Origin of the sequence: Ruficoccus amylovorans (genome assembly GCF_014230085.1) — a bacterium.
In the GTDB taxonomy this organism is placed as follows: domain Bacteria; phylum Verrucomicrobiota; class Verrucomicrobiia; order Opitutales; family Cerasicoccaceae; genus Ruficoccus; species Ruficoccus amylovorans.
Window position 1 is genome coordinate 1 of sequence record NZ_JACHVB010000034.1, and the last position, 15,172, is coordinate 15,172.

Consider the following 15,172-nt stretch of genomic DNA (forward strand, 5'->3'; position numbering starts at 1 on the left):
CCACCTCGCGGCGGTCGAGGCTGTGTTCTTCTACGAGCCTGAGGATCAGCTCACGCTGTTTGGGTGAGCAGGTCCAGGTGTCGGCTCCGTTGGACAGGCCCGGGTGCGGGTCCCGGCTGCCTGCCTTGCGGCAGCCAGCCGGTCTGTTGGAGCTCGCGGTCCACGGAGGTTTGGAGCAGGCGGTACACCCGCTCCGACTCCTCCGGGACCTGGTTGATGTCGCCCAGCTCCGCCCGGATCGTCACCCCGTACTGGTGCGACGAGTACCCCGGCAGTCCGAGCTTCTTGCAATAGTTGGCCTCCAGTACGATTGCCATGAGGGCCTCCTTTCCTGGTTCATCGACCGGTCCAGATACAATAAGACCCGGGCGGCGGTCGATCCGCCCCGGGTCTCAGATAACGGAACCTTCCGCTATCAAAGGTATATAACGCAGAAAGGGCGCGAGTTGCCGGTGGATGAGGGGGGTGGTTCCTGTGTGGAACGTGCCGGATAGGGAGCTTCAGTCCACTCCTGAGGGTTTTTAGGTACTTGTGGTTCGCCTTCCTCGTTTCATGTCAAGTAACTCCCGTGCCACGAGGATGTCCCCGTGGATCTCCGCCAGCCGGGCGGCCAGGCCCTTGACGGGCTTGGGCAGGCTGCGGAACTGGACCTTGTCGGTCGAGCTGATCGTGTTGGTCGTATGCATGTCATTGATGTGGGTTGGCCGGGGGACTAGCAGATGGCTACCCCGGTCTCCTCGTCGAGCATGGGAAGGTCCTCATCCCGGACGTCCACGCGCCCGTAGACGAACTCCAGCAGGTCCAGATGCTCCGGGGAGATCGCACCCCGGCGCTTGAGGTCCCGGATGTCGGCCTGAAGATCCAGGGCCGGGTTGAAGCCATCCTCGTACTGTGCCAGGGTGGAACGGTACAGCACGTCCCCCCAACTGCGGATGCTCCGGGCCTTGCCGTAGTACTTGAGGATGTGCAGACAGGTCAGCTCTCCGGGCAGGAGCTCATCATTGAGTACCTGCTGCCGGAGGGAGGCCATGAGCCTCTGGCTGACCTTCCGGGTCTTCGGATGATCGTCCTCCGGGTCGAGGTAGCCGAGGAACCTGTTCCCCTCCGCCAGTACGAACTCCAGTCTCCCCTTCTTCTCTGAGAAATCTATCCTTTCATGAGAACAGCAGAAGTCCTTTAAGATTGATGTTATAGCAGCGGACCCCTGGAGCCCCACCGTAAAGATCCGCTTGAGGATCCATAGGGGGTCTACCCCATCATGGCCCGAAGAAGGGTCTTCAACGTCTACCCGGGCCTCCGTGAGGGTGATGTTACCGTCCAGGGAGTGGTTCGGGCGGCGGTCCTGGTTCATGGCGGGGAGCTTCCCTGTCCGGCCGTTCTTCTTCGACTGGTGGAGTTTGTCGATCCGGACCTTGAGCTCGTAGAGGCGGGCCTCGTCGGCCTCTACGGTCGGGTTGGTGTCCGGGGCCTCCGGGTAGTCCAGCTCGTCATGGTCTGGGCTCATGCCGGGGTACGCGACGCCCTCGGCCTCCTGGTGCTCCTCCTCCCAGCGGGGGCGGTTGTCGTCCAGCCAGGCCTGCTCCATGATCTGGTCACTGACCGTGCCTCCGACCGCCCGGCGGGATGTCTGGGCCCGGGGAGACTCTCCAGCATAGTCGGCCCACTCGGCGTCCTGCCCGTCGTCCTCGTCCATCTCCCAGGGGAAGGGACCCTCGTCGTCCACGGCGGGGAACTTGGGCCCGCGGCCCTCGACCACGCTCCATCCCCGGGGGGTGCTGCCCTTCTCGTCGTCACCGCCGGCGGGCCTGAGGTCGTCCCGGTAGCTGACGGTGTCCCGGTAGGGCTCACGGGTCTTGGGGTCCGCCACGGGGTTGAGGGGGCCTCCGCTGAAGATGATGGCGTCCATGGCCTGCGGAAGCAGGCGGACGTGGTTCATGCGCAGGTTGTTGAACAAGAAGTGTCCGATCTCGATGATGCCGTCGTCCTTGAGGATCTTGAGCCGGTTCTTGAGCTCCTTCAGGGACATGAAGCAGTCCTCCGCCATATCCTCGCGGGACCGGGCCCACCAGAGGTAGCCTTTCTTGACGACCTTCAGGCGGAAGGACTTCTCGCTCAGGTTGTCAGGGTCGTGGTCCCCGCGGGCGGGGGAGAACCAGTAGACCAGCTGACTCAGCAGGAAGATCATGGCCCGGTCCCCGTCGTAGTTCTCCTTGACGAACCGGACGACGCATCCGGGGATGAAGCGGTTCTCCGAGTCAGGCTCGCTGCTCTTGCAGCACAGGTGGGCGAAGGCGTACCGGGATATCGGTAGCTCGAAGGGGAGGTTTTTTGACATGATTTTGATGAATTGAGGTGTCCTGCCTCATTGAGATGCACGAATGAAAGGTGGTGGCGTCTCGAATGAACTTGGCCGGAGCTTATGATGGATATTGCTTAATGATGGTTGTTTAGAGATCGTGGAGAGAAGGTATATCTCACGTTCTGCGTGTGCTGATCCGTAGATTACCCATAAGAGCTTCACGCACTTCGCTCACACGAAAGCGTACCAAGTGCCCGAGCTTATAATAGGGGATTGTCCGGTTTGCAGTTTGAGCACGAAGCCAACGTAAAGAGGGCCTACAGTTCTCGGCAAAGAGATGCTCAAGCAGTTGCTGGGCATCGACGAGAGGCTCGTTGCTGTGTGTAGTGGCAGACTGTTGTATATTCATGCGTCCATCATACAACAGGGGCATGGGCGTCAACATGCCGCAGGTTGAGGACTTCCGCTACTCGCTTAGCACCAGTGAATTATCCACTATCGTAAACGGGAAGAGTTTACTTATCCGTTCCTCTACGTTCTTTTTGGCCTTGCTCCAGGCCGAGCTTTCCGAGTATGATTCACTCCCACAGCCCTCAATTACTAACTCGTCAAGCTCCCCTGCGCTATAAGCCTTAACCAATATGTCCGTTGAGTTTTTCTTGCCCAGCCGGAGTGCTCCGAGTTGGACCAAGAATGCCCGACGCTTCTGCTTGCTGATTCCACTTCCAGATAATGCAGGGATGGGATGAGCTTTCTTACCCGGATATCGTTTTGGTCGATGGGCCTTAAGTAATGCCTGAAATTCCTTGGTCAGAGTGCTGTCAGAGCAAGATTCCCATACTTCCGGGGTGATGAGTAGTAGCATCATATCGGCGGGGTTATTGGCTTCTTTGACCATGCGTAACGCACTCTGTGCAATGGCACTCACCATGACGGGTGTTGTTGCGGTGAAGGAGCCCTTGGTTGGGGCTGCGTAACTCAAAAAATTTGCCTTAGCCTTGGTATCGAGGTCTTGCCAAGACAAGCCTTGTTTATAGAACTCAGGCATATAACGAAAGGCTGTGAGTCGTCGCCGGACATCAATAGGAAACTTGCTTTTTTCATCACTATGATTAGTGGCACAGTATTGCCTGAGAATATCGGACTCCCTGCCATGTTCCCAGAGCAGGCAGGCTTCGAGTTCATTCTCTGGCACACTTCCAAATTTCCAGTCGTAATCGGGAGGGAAGACGACCTCAGACTGTTTGTCCAACATCTCCTGAGACTTGTTAGCTAGGCGTCTGTGAGAACCTTTACCCATAGGGCTAATTTATGGATGAAGAGAATATCAGTCGATACCTTTCGCAATACATGCTGATTGGGGGAGCTTTCCCGGTTGGTAGATATCGACTGGTTATTCCCGGATCAACCCATGGGAAGATACCGCCCATCCTGTTTTCTCATGGCAGGAAGCGTTTCTCCTTTAGGTACGATGCGCCAAAACTCGTCAGCGTCTTCTGTGCTTTTTAGGTCGAGATAGTGTTTGCGTATCACGGCTTCGGAGTTGCCTGCTTGGAGAGCTGCGTCTCCGACTGATCGAAAAGCGCCGACAGTCATTGAGATATAGGTGTGCCGCATGATATCATGAGGGAAGCTGAATATTTTGCGCACATCCATCCAAAGACTGTGAAAACGGCGCGTTTTTACAATCGGGTGTCGGGATATGGGATATTTTTTTAACCATAGGTGAAGGTTTGGTTGAATCTTTACCTGGCGCTTTTCATTTACCTTGGAGGTTTCCGGCTCAATGAGGATGATGCCGGTGTCCAGACGGATGTCTTTTTCTTGAAGTTTAAGAATTTCGCCTGTTCTCCAATCGGGACGTATGCCTGCGAAGAAAGTAAGGGCAAAGTATGGTACAAGACTACCGGGTTCGGCCCACCATGACCCGTCCTTGTTCTGTTTTCCCCGGTAACCTTCCAGCCAGTGCATCAATTCTCGTGTTTGCTCCGCGGAAAAAGTATCTGCAGTACCTCGACGGTTTTTGATCTTAAACTTAGGAACCGAAATAATAGGGTTTTCGGATACAGTCTTTTGAGAGAGGCAGAACTTGAAAAAAGTACTCAGATAGCCTCTGCGGTTATTCCATGTCTTAAGAGAATGGGCATGTCTGGCCCCTTTCTGCTTGCCCTCCAGATACTCTTTCAGTTCCTCGGGTTGAATTTCACTTATGACTTGCCCTTCAAACGCGGTTTTGAAGGTTGCAAGTTCATTGAAAATTGAACCGAACTGTCGAGACGAGAGAATGCCTCTATCTACTTCTTTCTCTTTATGTTGACGATAATCTATGATCGCGTTTTCAACAGATTTGGATTCTGCGGCTTCCTGATAATGGTCTAGCAGATAATTGACTGCGAAAACCAAAGATTTCTTGGAGTCAGATTTCTGGAGAAGGCTTATCGCGGCGACTGCATCCTTATTCTGATCGTGAGTCAGGGTTGTGAAGATCGTCTGCCCTTCTGAGGTTTCGTTCAGGTAACGCACCTCCAGTTTCTGTCTTTCGGCGACGGCCTTGCTTCGATTCCTGAAGTTTCGACGGATGCGTTGGCCGTTCAGGGTACCCGACAAACGCCAGACTTCCTCGCCGCTTGGGTTGGTATACTTCGTGATCTTGAATCGACTTTTGGCCACCTGTTTTGGGGATTTGCCAATCCAAAATGGCAAATCCCCGCAAAACGTCGATAAAAAATGGCGGGATGGACGGGACTCGAACCCGCGACCTCCGGCGTGACAGGCCGGCGTTCTAACCAACTGAACTACCACCCCTTGAAAGGGAAAGAGGCCGAAGTTAGTCGATGGCGGGGACATGTCAAGCGGGCAATTCGCACTTTGTTGAAGAAATGTTGTTTTTTTGTCGGTCTGGCTGGATGGATGAGGGGTGATAGCTGTTCCGGGCAAGGCTGGTCCTTGATTCTCGCCAAAGTTCGCTGTTTACCCGCTTGGCGAGCAGGCCTAGTTTGGTGACGAGATGCCGGAGAAGGAAAACGTGGGCCGCAGTTTGGCCGCCATGATTCGCGCCCGCGCAGGACGTGGCAAAGGCGGTGCGCTGGCAGCAGCGGTGGCTGTGCAGACCGCTCTACTGCTGGTTGCGGTGGGGGTGATTATCGCCGTGCCTTCAGGAAAAGATGAAGCGGCGTTCAAGGCCGGTAAGCGCGTCTCCCTGCCGCCCCGCGAATTGGAGCATCGGGCCGCGCTGAATGATTTTCAGCAGGCGGCGGGAGCGGCGCTCCCGGTGGAGCGGTTGAGCACGGAGTCGCTCTTGCCAGAAAATTCCCTGCCGGAGCTTCCGGCGTTGCCGAGTGATAGCTTCAGCCCCTTGGTGCAGGAAGCTCCCGTGCCCGAGGCGGACGCTCTGCTGGCCGAGTCCGGGCTGAATGCCGCGTTGACGGGGTTGCCGGGCGGTTTCTCCGAACTCGACCTGTTCGGCATTCGCGAAGGGGCGGGGCGGTTCGTGATCCTCGTCGATACGTCCAACTCCATGTTCGAGCGCCAGCGTGACGGCGTGAAGTACCGTTTCGACTTCACGGTGATCAAGGACGAGATCGCCGCGCTGGTCGCGGGACTTCAGCCCGATACGCAGTTTAACCTGGCGATCTACGAGGGTGGCTCGCTCGCCTGGCAACCGAACCTGATGCCAGCGACGCTGGAGAACAAGCAGGCGGCCGAAGCCTGGCTGCGGGGGTTGAGCGAGAGCCCGAGTGCATCGATTTCCTCGCGCAAGAGCCCCGGTCCCCGGTTGATCGAGGGTGGTGGCACCCGGCTAGACACGGGGCTGCGGCAGGTGTTCGGGTTCGAGCCGGAGGTGATCTTTATCGTGACGGACGGCGAGATTAACCGCAGCGGGCGAACCATCCCGCAGGATGAACTGCTCGATATCATACGCGGGCTTCAGCGCGGATTGGCCGAGTCGGCCCGCATTCACGTCATCCACTACCAGACCGCAGTGACCAAGCCCGAGGAAATCGCCACCATGCGGGCAATTGCCGGACGCAACAGTGGTCGTTTTCGCCAGGTCGAGGCGGTTTTGCTGGAGTGAGTTTGTCGGCGGAAAACGTCTGTTCAAAACGCTCTCATTCCGATTCTTCCCGAGTTTGACTGTTACCGTTCTTTCGAAGGAACGTAGTTCCGTTTCAAAAGTTTATGGGGAGAGCGCGAGCGGGTTTTTTCAAAAACACCCGCTCGCATAACCCTCAAAGCTACTTTGAAGCGGAAAAGTGCTCAGCGATTTTCGTGCAGACAGTTGCGCCAGTAGTCCGCTTCGCCGGGATGGCCGTGCTCCCGGAGCAGTTCAAAGGCGCTAGCCTCGTCCGGTTCGTCAACGGCGTGTCGGGGATCGCCGGGGAGTTCCGGACGCACGGCCCGAACGAGCGTCCAGCAGGCCCAGGCGCGGGCGGATTTTTGCTCCCGGCGCTTGCCGCGCACACGGTCGGCCAGGTGCTGGAAGTGCACGCGCGGATTGCCGATGAAGGTGCCCCCGGGGTTGTGCCGGATGATCCAGACCAGGGCCCGGTAGGGCAGGGGCCAGTCTTTCAGGACGGGCTCGCTGCCGTCGAGCCGGGCGAAAAACGCGCGGTCCAGCGCCAACAGGCTACGGGCGGAGAGACCGCGCTGCCAGAGGGTTTGCGCGTAGGCCAGGGCGAGTGGGTAAAAGGCTGCGCCGGGGTCGTCGCGGTGCGGGGCGAGCGTGCGCCAGGACATTTCCGGCAGGGGCGGAGGAAGGTGCGGGCAGGGAGGGTGGCCGGGCATGAGGGAAAGATTTCCGTAGGCGGGGATGGCTTGCAACGTCATTATGGATGCCCTTGAATGCGCGGACTTTGGCTAATCAGGAAAATAAGGAACGGCGCGAGGTGCAACGCGTCAGCGGGTGGGAACGACTGGCGCTCGGGCTGGGATGTCTGCTGCTCAAGCTCTGGTTGCGCTCGCTGCGCATGCGTGCCGACGAGCACACGCGCAAGGTCTTGGGCAACCGGAAGTCCGGCGTTGAAATGCTCTGGCACAACCAGTTGTTCATGACGCCGGAGATGGCCCGCCGGTACATGTTCTACCCTGGGCGGCGCATCCACGCGCTGATCAGCGGGAGCAAGGACGGGGCCTGGCTGGCTGGAGTTTTCGAGGCGGTCAATGTTGTTCCGATTCGTGGCTCCAGTAGCTGGCGCGGGACCGAGGCGCTGCGCGAGATTGTACGCATCCTGAAGGACGGCGAGGACGTCGGGATTACTCCGGACGGGCCACGCGGTCCCTGCTACAGCGTGCAGAAAGGCGCGCTGATGGCGGCAAAGATGGCGCGCACACCAGTGACGCTCATCGCGATGAATCCCTCCCGCGCCTGGCGGCTCAAGAGCTGGGATCGCTTTTACATCCCGGTGCCGTTCACACGGGTGGAGGTGAAGGCGGTGGGCTTCAGCGACTACGAGGCCCTGGTGAAGGAGGCCAACGCAGAAGAGCCGGCTGCGTATGTACGCCGCCGGCTGCTCGAGCTTTCAGGGATTCCGGACTGGAAGCCGGAGAGTTGAGGAAGCTTAAAAGGTCGGTGAGGTGACCGAGGTTCCGTTGGCGGCGACGGTGAGGTTTTCACCTTCGGCCCAGATCTCGTCGTTGATGAGAAACTTGAAGGTCAGGCCGCCCTTGGCGCTGGTGGTGGACCAGGTCCAGTCACCGTCAACGCAGTCCATCAGCAGGCCTTTTTCCCAGGACATGCCGCCGCCTTCGCCGCGGACGTAGAGGTTGTTCCCCCAGCCGATGTCCACCTTGGCGATGATGGTGGTCAGCGGGGTCGCGGTCTTCTTTACCGTTTTCTTGGCGGCGGCTTTCTTGACCGCTGCTTTTTTGACGGCCTTTTTGGCGACCGGTTGAGGAGCGGGTGCTTGTTTGACCGCTTTCTTCACAGCCTTCTTTGCAGCTTTTTTTGTAGCCATAATATTATCTGTTTAGATTGGGGGCAGTTCGAATTAACTAGCAGATGGAGGGCCAACTGCAAGAGGAATTCCTAACCGCCATATAATCGTGACCATCACGTGATGGCAGGTATTGGTATTAAGCTATCCGTATTGATCTGTCGCCGGGTTGGCAAGGTTTAGTTCTTGGGCGGGAACGGATGCTGGGTGTTGATACGGGCGAGCGAGTCGTTCAGGCGCATACCCAGGACGCGAGAGAGGTTGAGGAACAGCTTGCTGGAAATAAAGGGGCTGGAGCGTTGGAGTTTGACCAGGCTTTCCCAGTCGAGCACGAGGAGTTTTCCCTGGGTACGGGCGGTGACATCGGCGGTGCGCCGCACGCGGGAGACGAGGCCGACCTCGCCCACGACATCACCCAGTGCGAGAGTGGAGAGCACGACTTTTTTCTCATCGATGCCTTTGCTGACTTCAAACTCACCATCGATAACGACATACATCTGGTGTCCGTGTTCCCCCTCGCGGATGATGTGGCGTCCCGGTTCACAGTCTTCCAGATTGGCGAGCAGGATGAGCTTTTTGGCCTGCCAGCGGGTCATGCCCTGAAAGACGGGCGAGGACTCGATCAGCGTCTTTCGCAGGTTAAAGCCGATCACGTCCCAGAGGGTAATCAGGCGCGTGGTGGAGAGCAGGACCGGGGTCAGGATGATGTCCGCCGCGAAGGCCAGCAGCATGACAAACGCGCTCAGCAGCCCGAACTCCATCACGGGCAGGAAGCTCGAACAACCCAGCACGAGAAACCCTCCGGCCAGCCCGAGCGAAGTTGTCATGACCGGGAAAAATTCCGCGCGCAGAGAGTTGGCGATGGCGGGCGTTTCCTCTTTGCAGACCTTGAGCTCGCGGTTGTAGCGCACCATCAGGTGCAGGGTGTCGTCCACGGCGATACCGATGGTGATGGCCGCAACCATGCAGGTGCCGACGTTGAGCGAGATGCCTGTCAGCCCCATCATGCCGAAAACCACCACCACGGGGAAGATGTTCGAAAGCACGGTCAGCAGACCCGCCCGGCAGGAGAGAAAGAGCAGCGCCACGGTCAGGAACAAAAACACGATCATGCTCGTGAGCGAGAGCACCTGCCCGGTGATGATCTTGTCCACCGCTCTGGCGGCGAGGACGGATTGGCCGGTCACGCTGAAGGCGTGTCGCCCGAACGCGCCGCTGTTGAGTTTGTCCTCGATCTCGTGGACAAGGCGGTTGAAGGCGCTGCTGTCGTTGATGTTGCTGCGGATGGCGATATTGACGGCGGAGAAGTCGCCGCTGACGTACGGCTGGAGCGTCGAGCGATGGAAGAAAATCAGGTACTGCGCCACGAGCGCGTCCTTGTCCGGGACGTGGAGTTGGCCGGGGTCGTCCCCGAACATGGCGGAGTTGACCAGCGCGAGGTAATCGGTGAGCGAGAGCACCTTGTCGAGGTCGCCGCGCTCCCGTAACCATTGGCACAGTTGCTCGACCTGGTGGAGCTTTTTCGCCTGCCGGTACTCGCCCGGTTCACCCTCCAGCGTGATGTAGGCGACCTTGCTGCCGCTCAGGCGCGTGGCCACGGTGTTCAGCTTTTCCAGAATGGGGGAGTCGGGCTTGAGAAAGCTCAGCAGGTCGTTGCTCACCCGGATGCGCGGGATCAGAAACAGGCATGGCACCGCGATCAGCGTGAAGATAGCCATGACGGTTTTCGGGCGCGCCACCACATGCGTCATGATGATGTGAGTGAAGCGTCGGGCGAGGCGGCGCTGGCGCGTTTCCCCGTTCTGGTGAGGCGAGGCGGCCTTGATGAAGCGGCCAAAATAGCGCAGGTAGGCGGGCAGGAAAATGACTGAAACCGCGAAGCGGGCGGCCAGCCCGAAGGCCGCGCTCAACCCGAAGTCTTGCATGATGGTTAGCGCGTTGATCCCGGTGACGGCGAAGCCCAGGGTCGTGGTGAGCGCGGTCAGAACCAGCGTCAGGCCGATGCGGCGGGCGATGCCCTCGATAGCGGCGAGTCCGGCCGCGCCCTCGTCACGCAGTTCGCGGTACTCGTTGAGGATGTGGACATCCTCGGTCGCCCCGATGATGAGGATCAGCGCCGGGACGATGTAGTTGAGCATCCCGATGGGGATACCCACCATCGCCATGAAGCCGAGCGTCCAGATAGTGGCGATGGCGGCGTTGATCACGGGGATGATCGACACCTGTATGCTGCCCATCATCAGGCCGATGAGCCCGATCAGGATGAGGCAGGAGAGGGGGAGCAGGAGTTTCTGGTCGGCCAGGATGTAGTCACCCATCCAGACGTGGATGGCGGGCGCGCCGACCTGGAAAACCCGGTCAAACTTGCCCTGATAACCGGCAAGGATTTCCTCGATCCCTTCGTAAACCTCGTGGTCGTAGGCACTCTCCGTGCCGGTGGGCGGCTTGAGGTAGAGCGTCAGGAGCGTGGCCTCGCCGTCCTCGGAGAGGATGACCCGGCGCAGCAGCGGATTGGCCAGGGCGAGCTCCTTTTCCCGTTCGGCGGCCTCCGGCGTTTGCGGGAGCTTTTGCAGCAGCGGCGAGGTATCGACCCAACCGCCCGCGCCGCGGATGTTTTTCGCGGTGAAGAGGTTCTCCTCCCGCTGGACCTGCGGGAGTTTTTTCAGGTCGAGGCTGAGTTGCTTGAGGATGGCCAGCTTTTCCGGGCTGAACAGCTCGGCATCCTCGACATAGACGGAGGCCAGCCGATCAGAGCCAAACTCCTCGCGCACGGCCTCGTAGCGCTGGCGCTCGGGACTGTCGCGGGGGATAAGCTCCTCGGTCGAGACATTGACCTGTAAATGCGTCGCCTGCCACAGCCCGAAGGCGGTGATTAGCAGAAAACCCCCTATGACCCACGGGGCGTGCCGATAGCAGAACTGGAAGAGACGCTGCACCCGTTAAGTAGCCAGCATGGATACCATTACCCATCCTGATTCGCGATGAGCATGAGGCTTTTACCTATGTTCACAAGCGAAATACGTGGGGTGGGGACTGGAAATCACCCTCTGTTTGAGAGGGCTGGTCAGCTCTTGGTCTTGGCGTCCTGGGGGGCTTCGAGGATTTTCAGCAGTGCTTCGTTGCCGTTGGTCTGGTCCTCCAGAGCCTCGACGGTAAAGACCTCGTCGGGGATGGGCTTGTTCAGCCGGCCCTTGATCACGGTCATGATCGAAGTGGTCTTGGTGGCGTGGCTGTTCATGGTGGCCCGGCGCGGACGCTCAGTGGGGCCGTCGATTTCGTGCGAGCCGTAGTCGAAGCCGTTGAAGGTCTTGAACGGCTCCTTTTCGCCCTCGTTGTAGAACTCGATGCGCAGGATGTTGTAGGAATCCTTGTCGATGTAGAGCAGGCGGCTGGCGTAGTCCTGGCGGTCGCTGATGTCGATGTTGGCCGGGGCCGACATGATGACGTAAACCTCCTTGCCCTCGATCTCCTCGTCGAGCAGGCGGTAGTACTGGAACTCCTCCGGGTTCTCCTTGCGCAGATCGTCGAAGGTGAAGTCAGAGCCCATGAAGGGCGTGTTTTTCTGCGAGCCGGTGATCTGGCGCGGCTGCCCGAGCGCGGGCAGGTAAAAATACTGCTCGGCCTCCTCCTCGCCGGGCTTTTCCAGTGTCAGCAGGGAAACCCCGCTGATGTCTTCGGGGGAGAGAAAGCGGATGAGATAGCGCAGGTTGCCGTCGGCGTCTGGTTTGATCGCACTGATGAGTTCGCGCACCTCGACGTTATCATTTTCATCCATGATAACCATCTTGATCAGCTCGACCTCGGACTGCGCAGCCTGATGCTGCTTGAGCTCGGCCATGATCTCGTCGGCCTTTTTATAGTTGGCCTTGCGGAAGCCGGTCAACGGCAGCACAAGGGCGAGCAGCAAGGACGCAATGCCTATCCGTGTGAGAGTCATAGCAATAGCAGAACGCCGCTTAATCTAGACGATTAGCGGATATTGTCAATCCGAAGTATTTCCCCGCATACACCGCCGACAGGGGCGGGCGGGTCAGCTCAGCGGGCGTGGATTGTCAATCAAGCCGAAGGCGAGGGCCTGGCGGGTCAGCCCGGCCACGTCGTGCACACCGAGTTTCTTCATCAGGTTGGCGCGGTGGGTGTCGGCGGTTTTGACGCTGATGTCGAGCTTGGAGGCGATTTCCTTGCTCGTGCAACTCTCGGCGATGAGCTGGAGCACCTGCCGCTCGCGCGGGGTCAACTCCTCCAGGGAATCCCCCTGTGTGGGGTTGATCATGATCTCGCGCATGATGTCCACGATGCGCGGGCCGAAGTAGCTCTGCCCGGCGACAATTTTTTCGATGGCCACCTCCAGTTCGTTGAGGTTGGCGTCCTTTTCGATAAAGCCTTCGATCCCGGCTTCGAGGACTTTTTTGACCACGTTCTTGCTCGGGAAAGCGGAGAAAATGAGGATGTCGGGCTTGCGGTCGTTGTTTTTGAGTTGGCGCAGGACTTCCACGCCGTTCAACTGCGGGAGCATGATGTCGAGCACAACGATGTCGGGCTTTTTCTCGTTGATCTCGCGCAGGGCCTCGTGCCCGTCTGCCAGCGCGCCGACGACTTCTATTCCGGGGTACGACTCCAGCAGACGGCAGATGAGGTCCCGCAGGATGGTTTGGTCTTCAACAACAACGACGCGTTTCATGAGGAATTTTCACCATAGTACAAGCCCCGTCCGCCGCTTGGCAATCCCCTTTCGGGGGAGGGAAAGGGCCGTCTGCAAGGGGTTATTTGCCTGAGAAGCTGCGGGAAAATGCCTTGGGACGGAGGCGAATTATCCGTACTTGCGGTTGGCGGTCCGGGTGTTTTGATAAGCAAAGAGGAGTATATTAGCCGTTGGTGGAAAACTCCTTCACCATGTCCAGCAACCGGGTGGGAATCGTGCCCTGAATGAGTACGCCCTCGTCCTGGGCCTCTTCGGAGCGGACGGCGCCCGCCTGGTGGAGCTTGCCGATGAGGTCGTAGCGATCGTGGGGGATGAGCAGGGTCATGGCCTGACCAAACTCGCGCAGCATCTGCTCGCATTTGTCCAAAAGCCTGTCGATGCCCTCGCCGGTGCGGGCGCTGATGAAAATCGCCTCCGGGTGGTCGTGGCGCAGTTCGGCTTCGTTTAGCCCGTCGATGCCGCGGTCGATCTTGTTAAAGACGGTGATGGTGTTTTTCATGTCCGCGCCCAGTTCCTTGAGCACGCTGATGGTGGTTTTGAAGTGCGCCTCGGCCTCGGGGCTGGACGCGTCCACCACGTGTATCAGAAAAGTCGATACAATGGCCTCTTCGAGCGTGGCCTTGAACGCCTCGACCAGGCGGTGGGGCAGGCGGCGGACGAAGCCGACCGTGTCCGTGACCAGCATCGGCTGGCCGGAGGGCAGCTCCATGCGGCGGGTGGTCGGGTCGAGCGTGGCGAAGAGCTTGTCGGCGGCGAGCACGTCAGCGCCGGTCAGGCGGTTGAGGAGGGAGGATTTGCCCGCGTTGGTGTAGCCGACGATGGCGGCGGAGGGGAGCGGGACCTTCATGCGCTGCTTGCGCTGGGTCTCGCGGTGGCGCACCACATCCTTGAGCTCGGTCTTGAGCCGGGAGATGCGCGTGCGGATCAGGCGCTGGTCCATTTCGAGCTGGGTTTCCCCGGCGTCGCGCTGGACGGCGCCGCCTCCGCGCTGGCGGTCGAGGTGGCTCCAGGCGCGCTTCATGCGTGGGAGCATGTACTCCAGCCGGGCCAGCTCCACCTGGAGGCTGGCCTCCTTGGTCGAGGCGCGGCTGTTGAAAATGTCCAAAATGATTTCCTGCCGGTCGATGACGAGGATCTTGCCCCCGGCTTCGCGCTCCCAGTTGCGTTGCTGGGCCGGGGTCAGTTCCTCGTCGAAAATGATCGAGTCGCACTCCTCGCGGGCGACTTCCTCCAGAACTTCTTTTACCTTGCCCGTGCCCAGCAGGAACGCCGCCTGCGGCTCGCGGATGCGGACGATCTTGCGCAGGCCCATGCCGATCCCGAGGTTGCTTGCCAGCTCCTCCAGCTCGTCGAGCAGGCTCTCGGCCTCGCCGGATTTCATGCCGGGGCGTTCGACGCCCAGCAGGCAGGCGCGGCGTATCATCGGGTTGAGGTCGTCGGTATCGATCATGGAAAAAAGGAGGGATTAACCGCAAAGGAGCAAAGACGCAAAGGAATACAGCGAGCAAAATGCTGCGGCTTTTTTCTCCGTGAACCCCGTGGCCTCGGTGTGAAATATTTCCTCGTGTTGAACGATATGGAGGCGAACGTGAATCGGTTGGTTAACCCATCCCAATGTCCTTAACGAAGTGTCCGTTCATCGGGTAGTTCGTTTTTCCGGTCACACATTCAATTGCGTTTCGGACGCCGAATACGATCCATGAACGATCCCAGCTTTCATTGGGAAATAAGAGTTTCCGTAAATGACTTTGAGTCATGTTCTGGATCGTCCTTCTGACCGTCCATGGTTTACAGAACAGCAGAAAGTTATCTCTCGTTCGCGGGCGATCCCCTCGCGCTGAAGCAATAAGTGCATTCCAGTGCCGGCGCGTATTTTGCGGGAAGATGTTGCTCAGCTTTGTTTCCATCTTCAGCGGCTGATTGTATGCGCCAACCAGTTTGGTGTACCGTCTTAGAAGAGTAAATGCCCTGAGATGAGGACAAGGGAGCCCCGAAGCCGAGGATGCACTCAGGACATTTGTCAGGTGTTCTATTACGAGTTCGGGAGTCTCTAGCTGGACTCCGGTAGACTCGTCTATTTCGACATCGAAGGTTTCCTCGATGCACATAAAAAACTCTACGATTTCCAGTCCCATCGGTCTGTTATCAGTACCGTTAGCCTGTGCCTTTGTGGTTATGAACTCAACAAAAAAGCCCCGGCGCGAAGGCCGGGGCTCTTGAAAGGATGTCGCGCTGCGC

At 58.7% G+C, this 15,172-nt stretch carries 14 protein-coding genes and 1 tRNA gene; 2 read left to right on the forward strand and 13 right to left on the reverse strand.

From position 1 onward, the window contains the following. Nucleotides 1-50: 50 nt before the first annotated feature. From H5P28_RS10595 to H5P28_RS10620, 6 genes are all read right to left on the reverse strand, one after another. On the reverse strand, nucleotides 51-317 hold the full coding sequence (locus H5P28_RS10595) for a hypothetical protein (protein WP_185675679.1): 267 nt from the start codon (nucleotides 315-317) through the stop codon (nucleotides 51-53). Nucleotides 318-521: 204 nt separating this feature from the next. Next, on the reverse strand, nucleotides 522-686 hold the full coding sequence (locus H5P28_RS10600; RefSeq protein ID WP_185675680.1) for a hypothetical protein: 165 nt from the start codon (nucleotides 684-686) through the stop codon (nucleotides 522-524). A gap of 26 nt (nucleotides 687-712) precedes the next feature. After that, entirely contained in the window at nucleotides 713-2,335 is a 1,623-nt protein-coding gene (locus tag H5P28_RS10605) for a hypothetical protein (RefSeq protein WP_185675681.1), read from the reverse strand. A 430-nt stretch (nucleotides 2,336-2,765) separates the two neighbouring features. After that, entirely contained in the window at nucleotides 2,766-3,599 is an 834-nt protein-coding gene (locus tag H5P28_RS10610; protein WP_185675682.1) for a hypothetical protein, read from the reverse strand. Between the two features lie 104 nt (nucleotides 3,600-3,703). Beyond that, nucleotides 3,704-5,002 (reverse strand): tyrosine-type recombinase/integrase, encoded by a 1,299-nt coding sequence (locus H5P28_RS10615; RefSeq protein ID WP_185675683.1) that lies wholly within the window; start codon nucleotides 5,000-5,002, stop codon nucleotides 3,704-3,706. A 25-nt stretch (nucleotides 5,003-5,027) separates the two neighbouring features. After that, a tRNA-Asp gene (locus H5P28_RS10620) sits at nucleotides 5,028-5,104 on the reverse strand. 202 nt (nucleotides 5,105-5,306) lie between these two features. On the opposite strand from H5P28_RS10620, the gene H5P28_RS10625 reads away from it, so the two are divergent. Then, nucleotides 5,307-6,374 (forward strand): vWA domain-containing protein, encoded by a 1,068-nt coding sequence (locus H5P28_RS10625; protein ID WP_185675684.1) that lies wholly within the window; start codon nucleotides 5,307-5,309, stop codon nucleotides 6,372-6,374. Nucleotides 6,375-6,556: 182 nt separating this feature from the next. Here the strand turns inward: H5P28_RS10625 and H5P28_RS10630 are convergent, their stop codons facing one another. Further along, complete coding sequence (locus H5P28_RS10630; protein ID WP_221773401.1) at nucleotides 6,557-7,126, reverse strand: hypothetical protein; 570 nt, start codon at nucleotides 7,124-7,126, stop codon at nucleotides 6,557-6,559. 11 nt (nucleotides 7,127-7,137) lie between these two features. On the opposite strand from H5P28_RS10630, the gene H5P28_RS10635 reads away from it, so the two are divergent. Beyond that, nucleotides 7,138-7,851, forward strand: coding sequence for a lysophospholipid acyltransferase family protein (locus tag H5P28_RS10635; RefSeq protein ID WP_185675685.1), 714 nt, complete (start codon nucleotides 7,138-7,140; stop codon nucleotides 7,849-7,851). 6 nt (nucleotides 7,852-7,857) lie between these two features. Here H5P28_RS10635 and H5P28_RS10640 read toward each other — a convergent pair whose 3' ends face one another. From H5P28_RS10640 to H5P28_RS10665, 6 genes are all read right to left on the reverse strand, one after another. Next, entirely contained in the window at nucleotides 7,858-8,253 is a 396-nt protein-coding gene (locus tag H5P28_RS10640; RefSeq protein WP_185675686.1) for a hypothetical protein, read from the reverse strand. A 158-nt stretch (nucleotides 8,254-8,411) separates the two neighbouring features. Continuing rightward, nucleotides 8,412-11,168: an MMPL family transporter gene (locus tag H5P28_RS10645; protein ID WP_185675687.1), complete on the reverse strand. Its 2,757-nt coding sequence runs from the start codon at nucleotides 11,166-11,168 to the stop codon at nucleotides 8,412-8,414. A gap of 128 nt (nucleotides 11,169-11,296) precedes the next feature. After that, nucleotides 11,297-12,169, reverse strand: coding sequence for an outer membrane lipoprotein-sorting protein (locus tag H5P28_RS10650; RefSeq protein WP_185675688.1), 873 nt, complete (start codon nucleotides 12,167-12,169; stop codon nucleotides 11,297-11,299). 93 nt (nucleotides 12,170-12,262) lie between these two features. Next, nucleotides 12,263-12,913 (reverse strand): response regulator, encoded by a 651-nt coding sequence (locus H5P28_RS10655; protein WP_185675689.1) that lies wholly within the window; start codon nucleotides 12,911-12,913, stop codon nucleotides 12,263-12,265. A 184-nt stretch (nucleotides 12,914-13,097) separates the two neighbouring features. After that, on the reverse strand, nucleotides 13,098-14,384 hold the full coding sequence (gene hflX, locus H5P28_RS10660) for a GTPase HflX (RefSeq protein ID WP_246456054.1): 1,287 nt from the start codon (nucleotides 14,382-14,384) through the stop codon (nucleotides 13,098-13,100). Nucleotides 14,385-14,535: 151 nt separating this feature from the next. Then, nucleotides 14,536-15,069, reverse strand: coding sequence for an acyl carrier protein (locus H5P28_RS10665; RefSeq protein ID WP_185675690.1), 534 nt, complete (start codon nucleotides 15,067-15,069; stop codon nucleotides 14,536-14,538). Nucleotides 15,070-15,172: the final 103 nt, after the last annotated feature.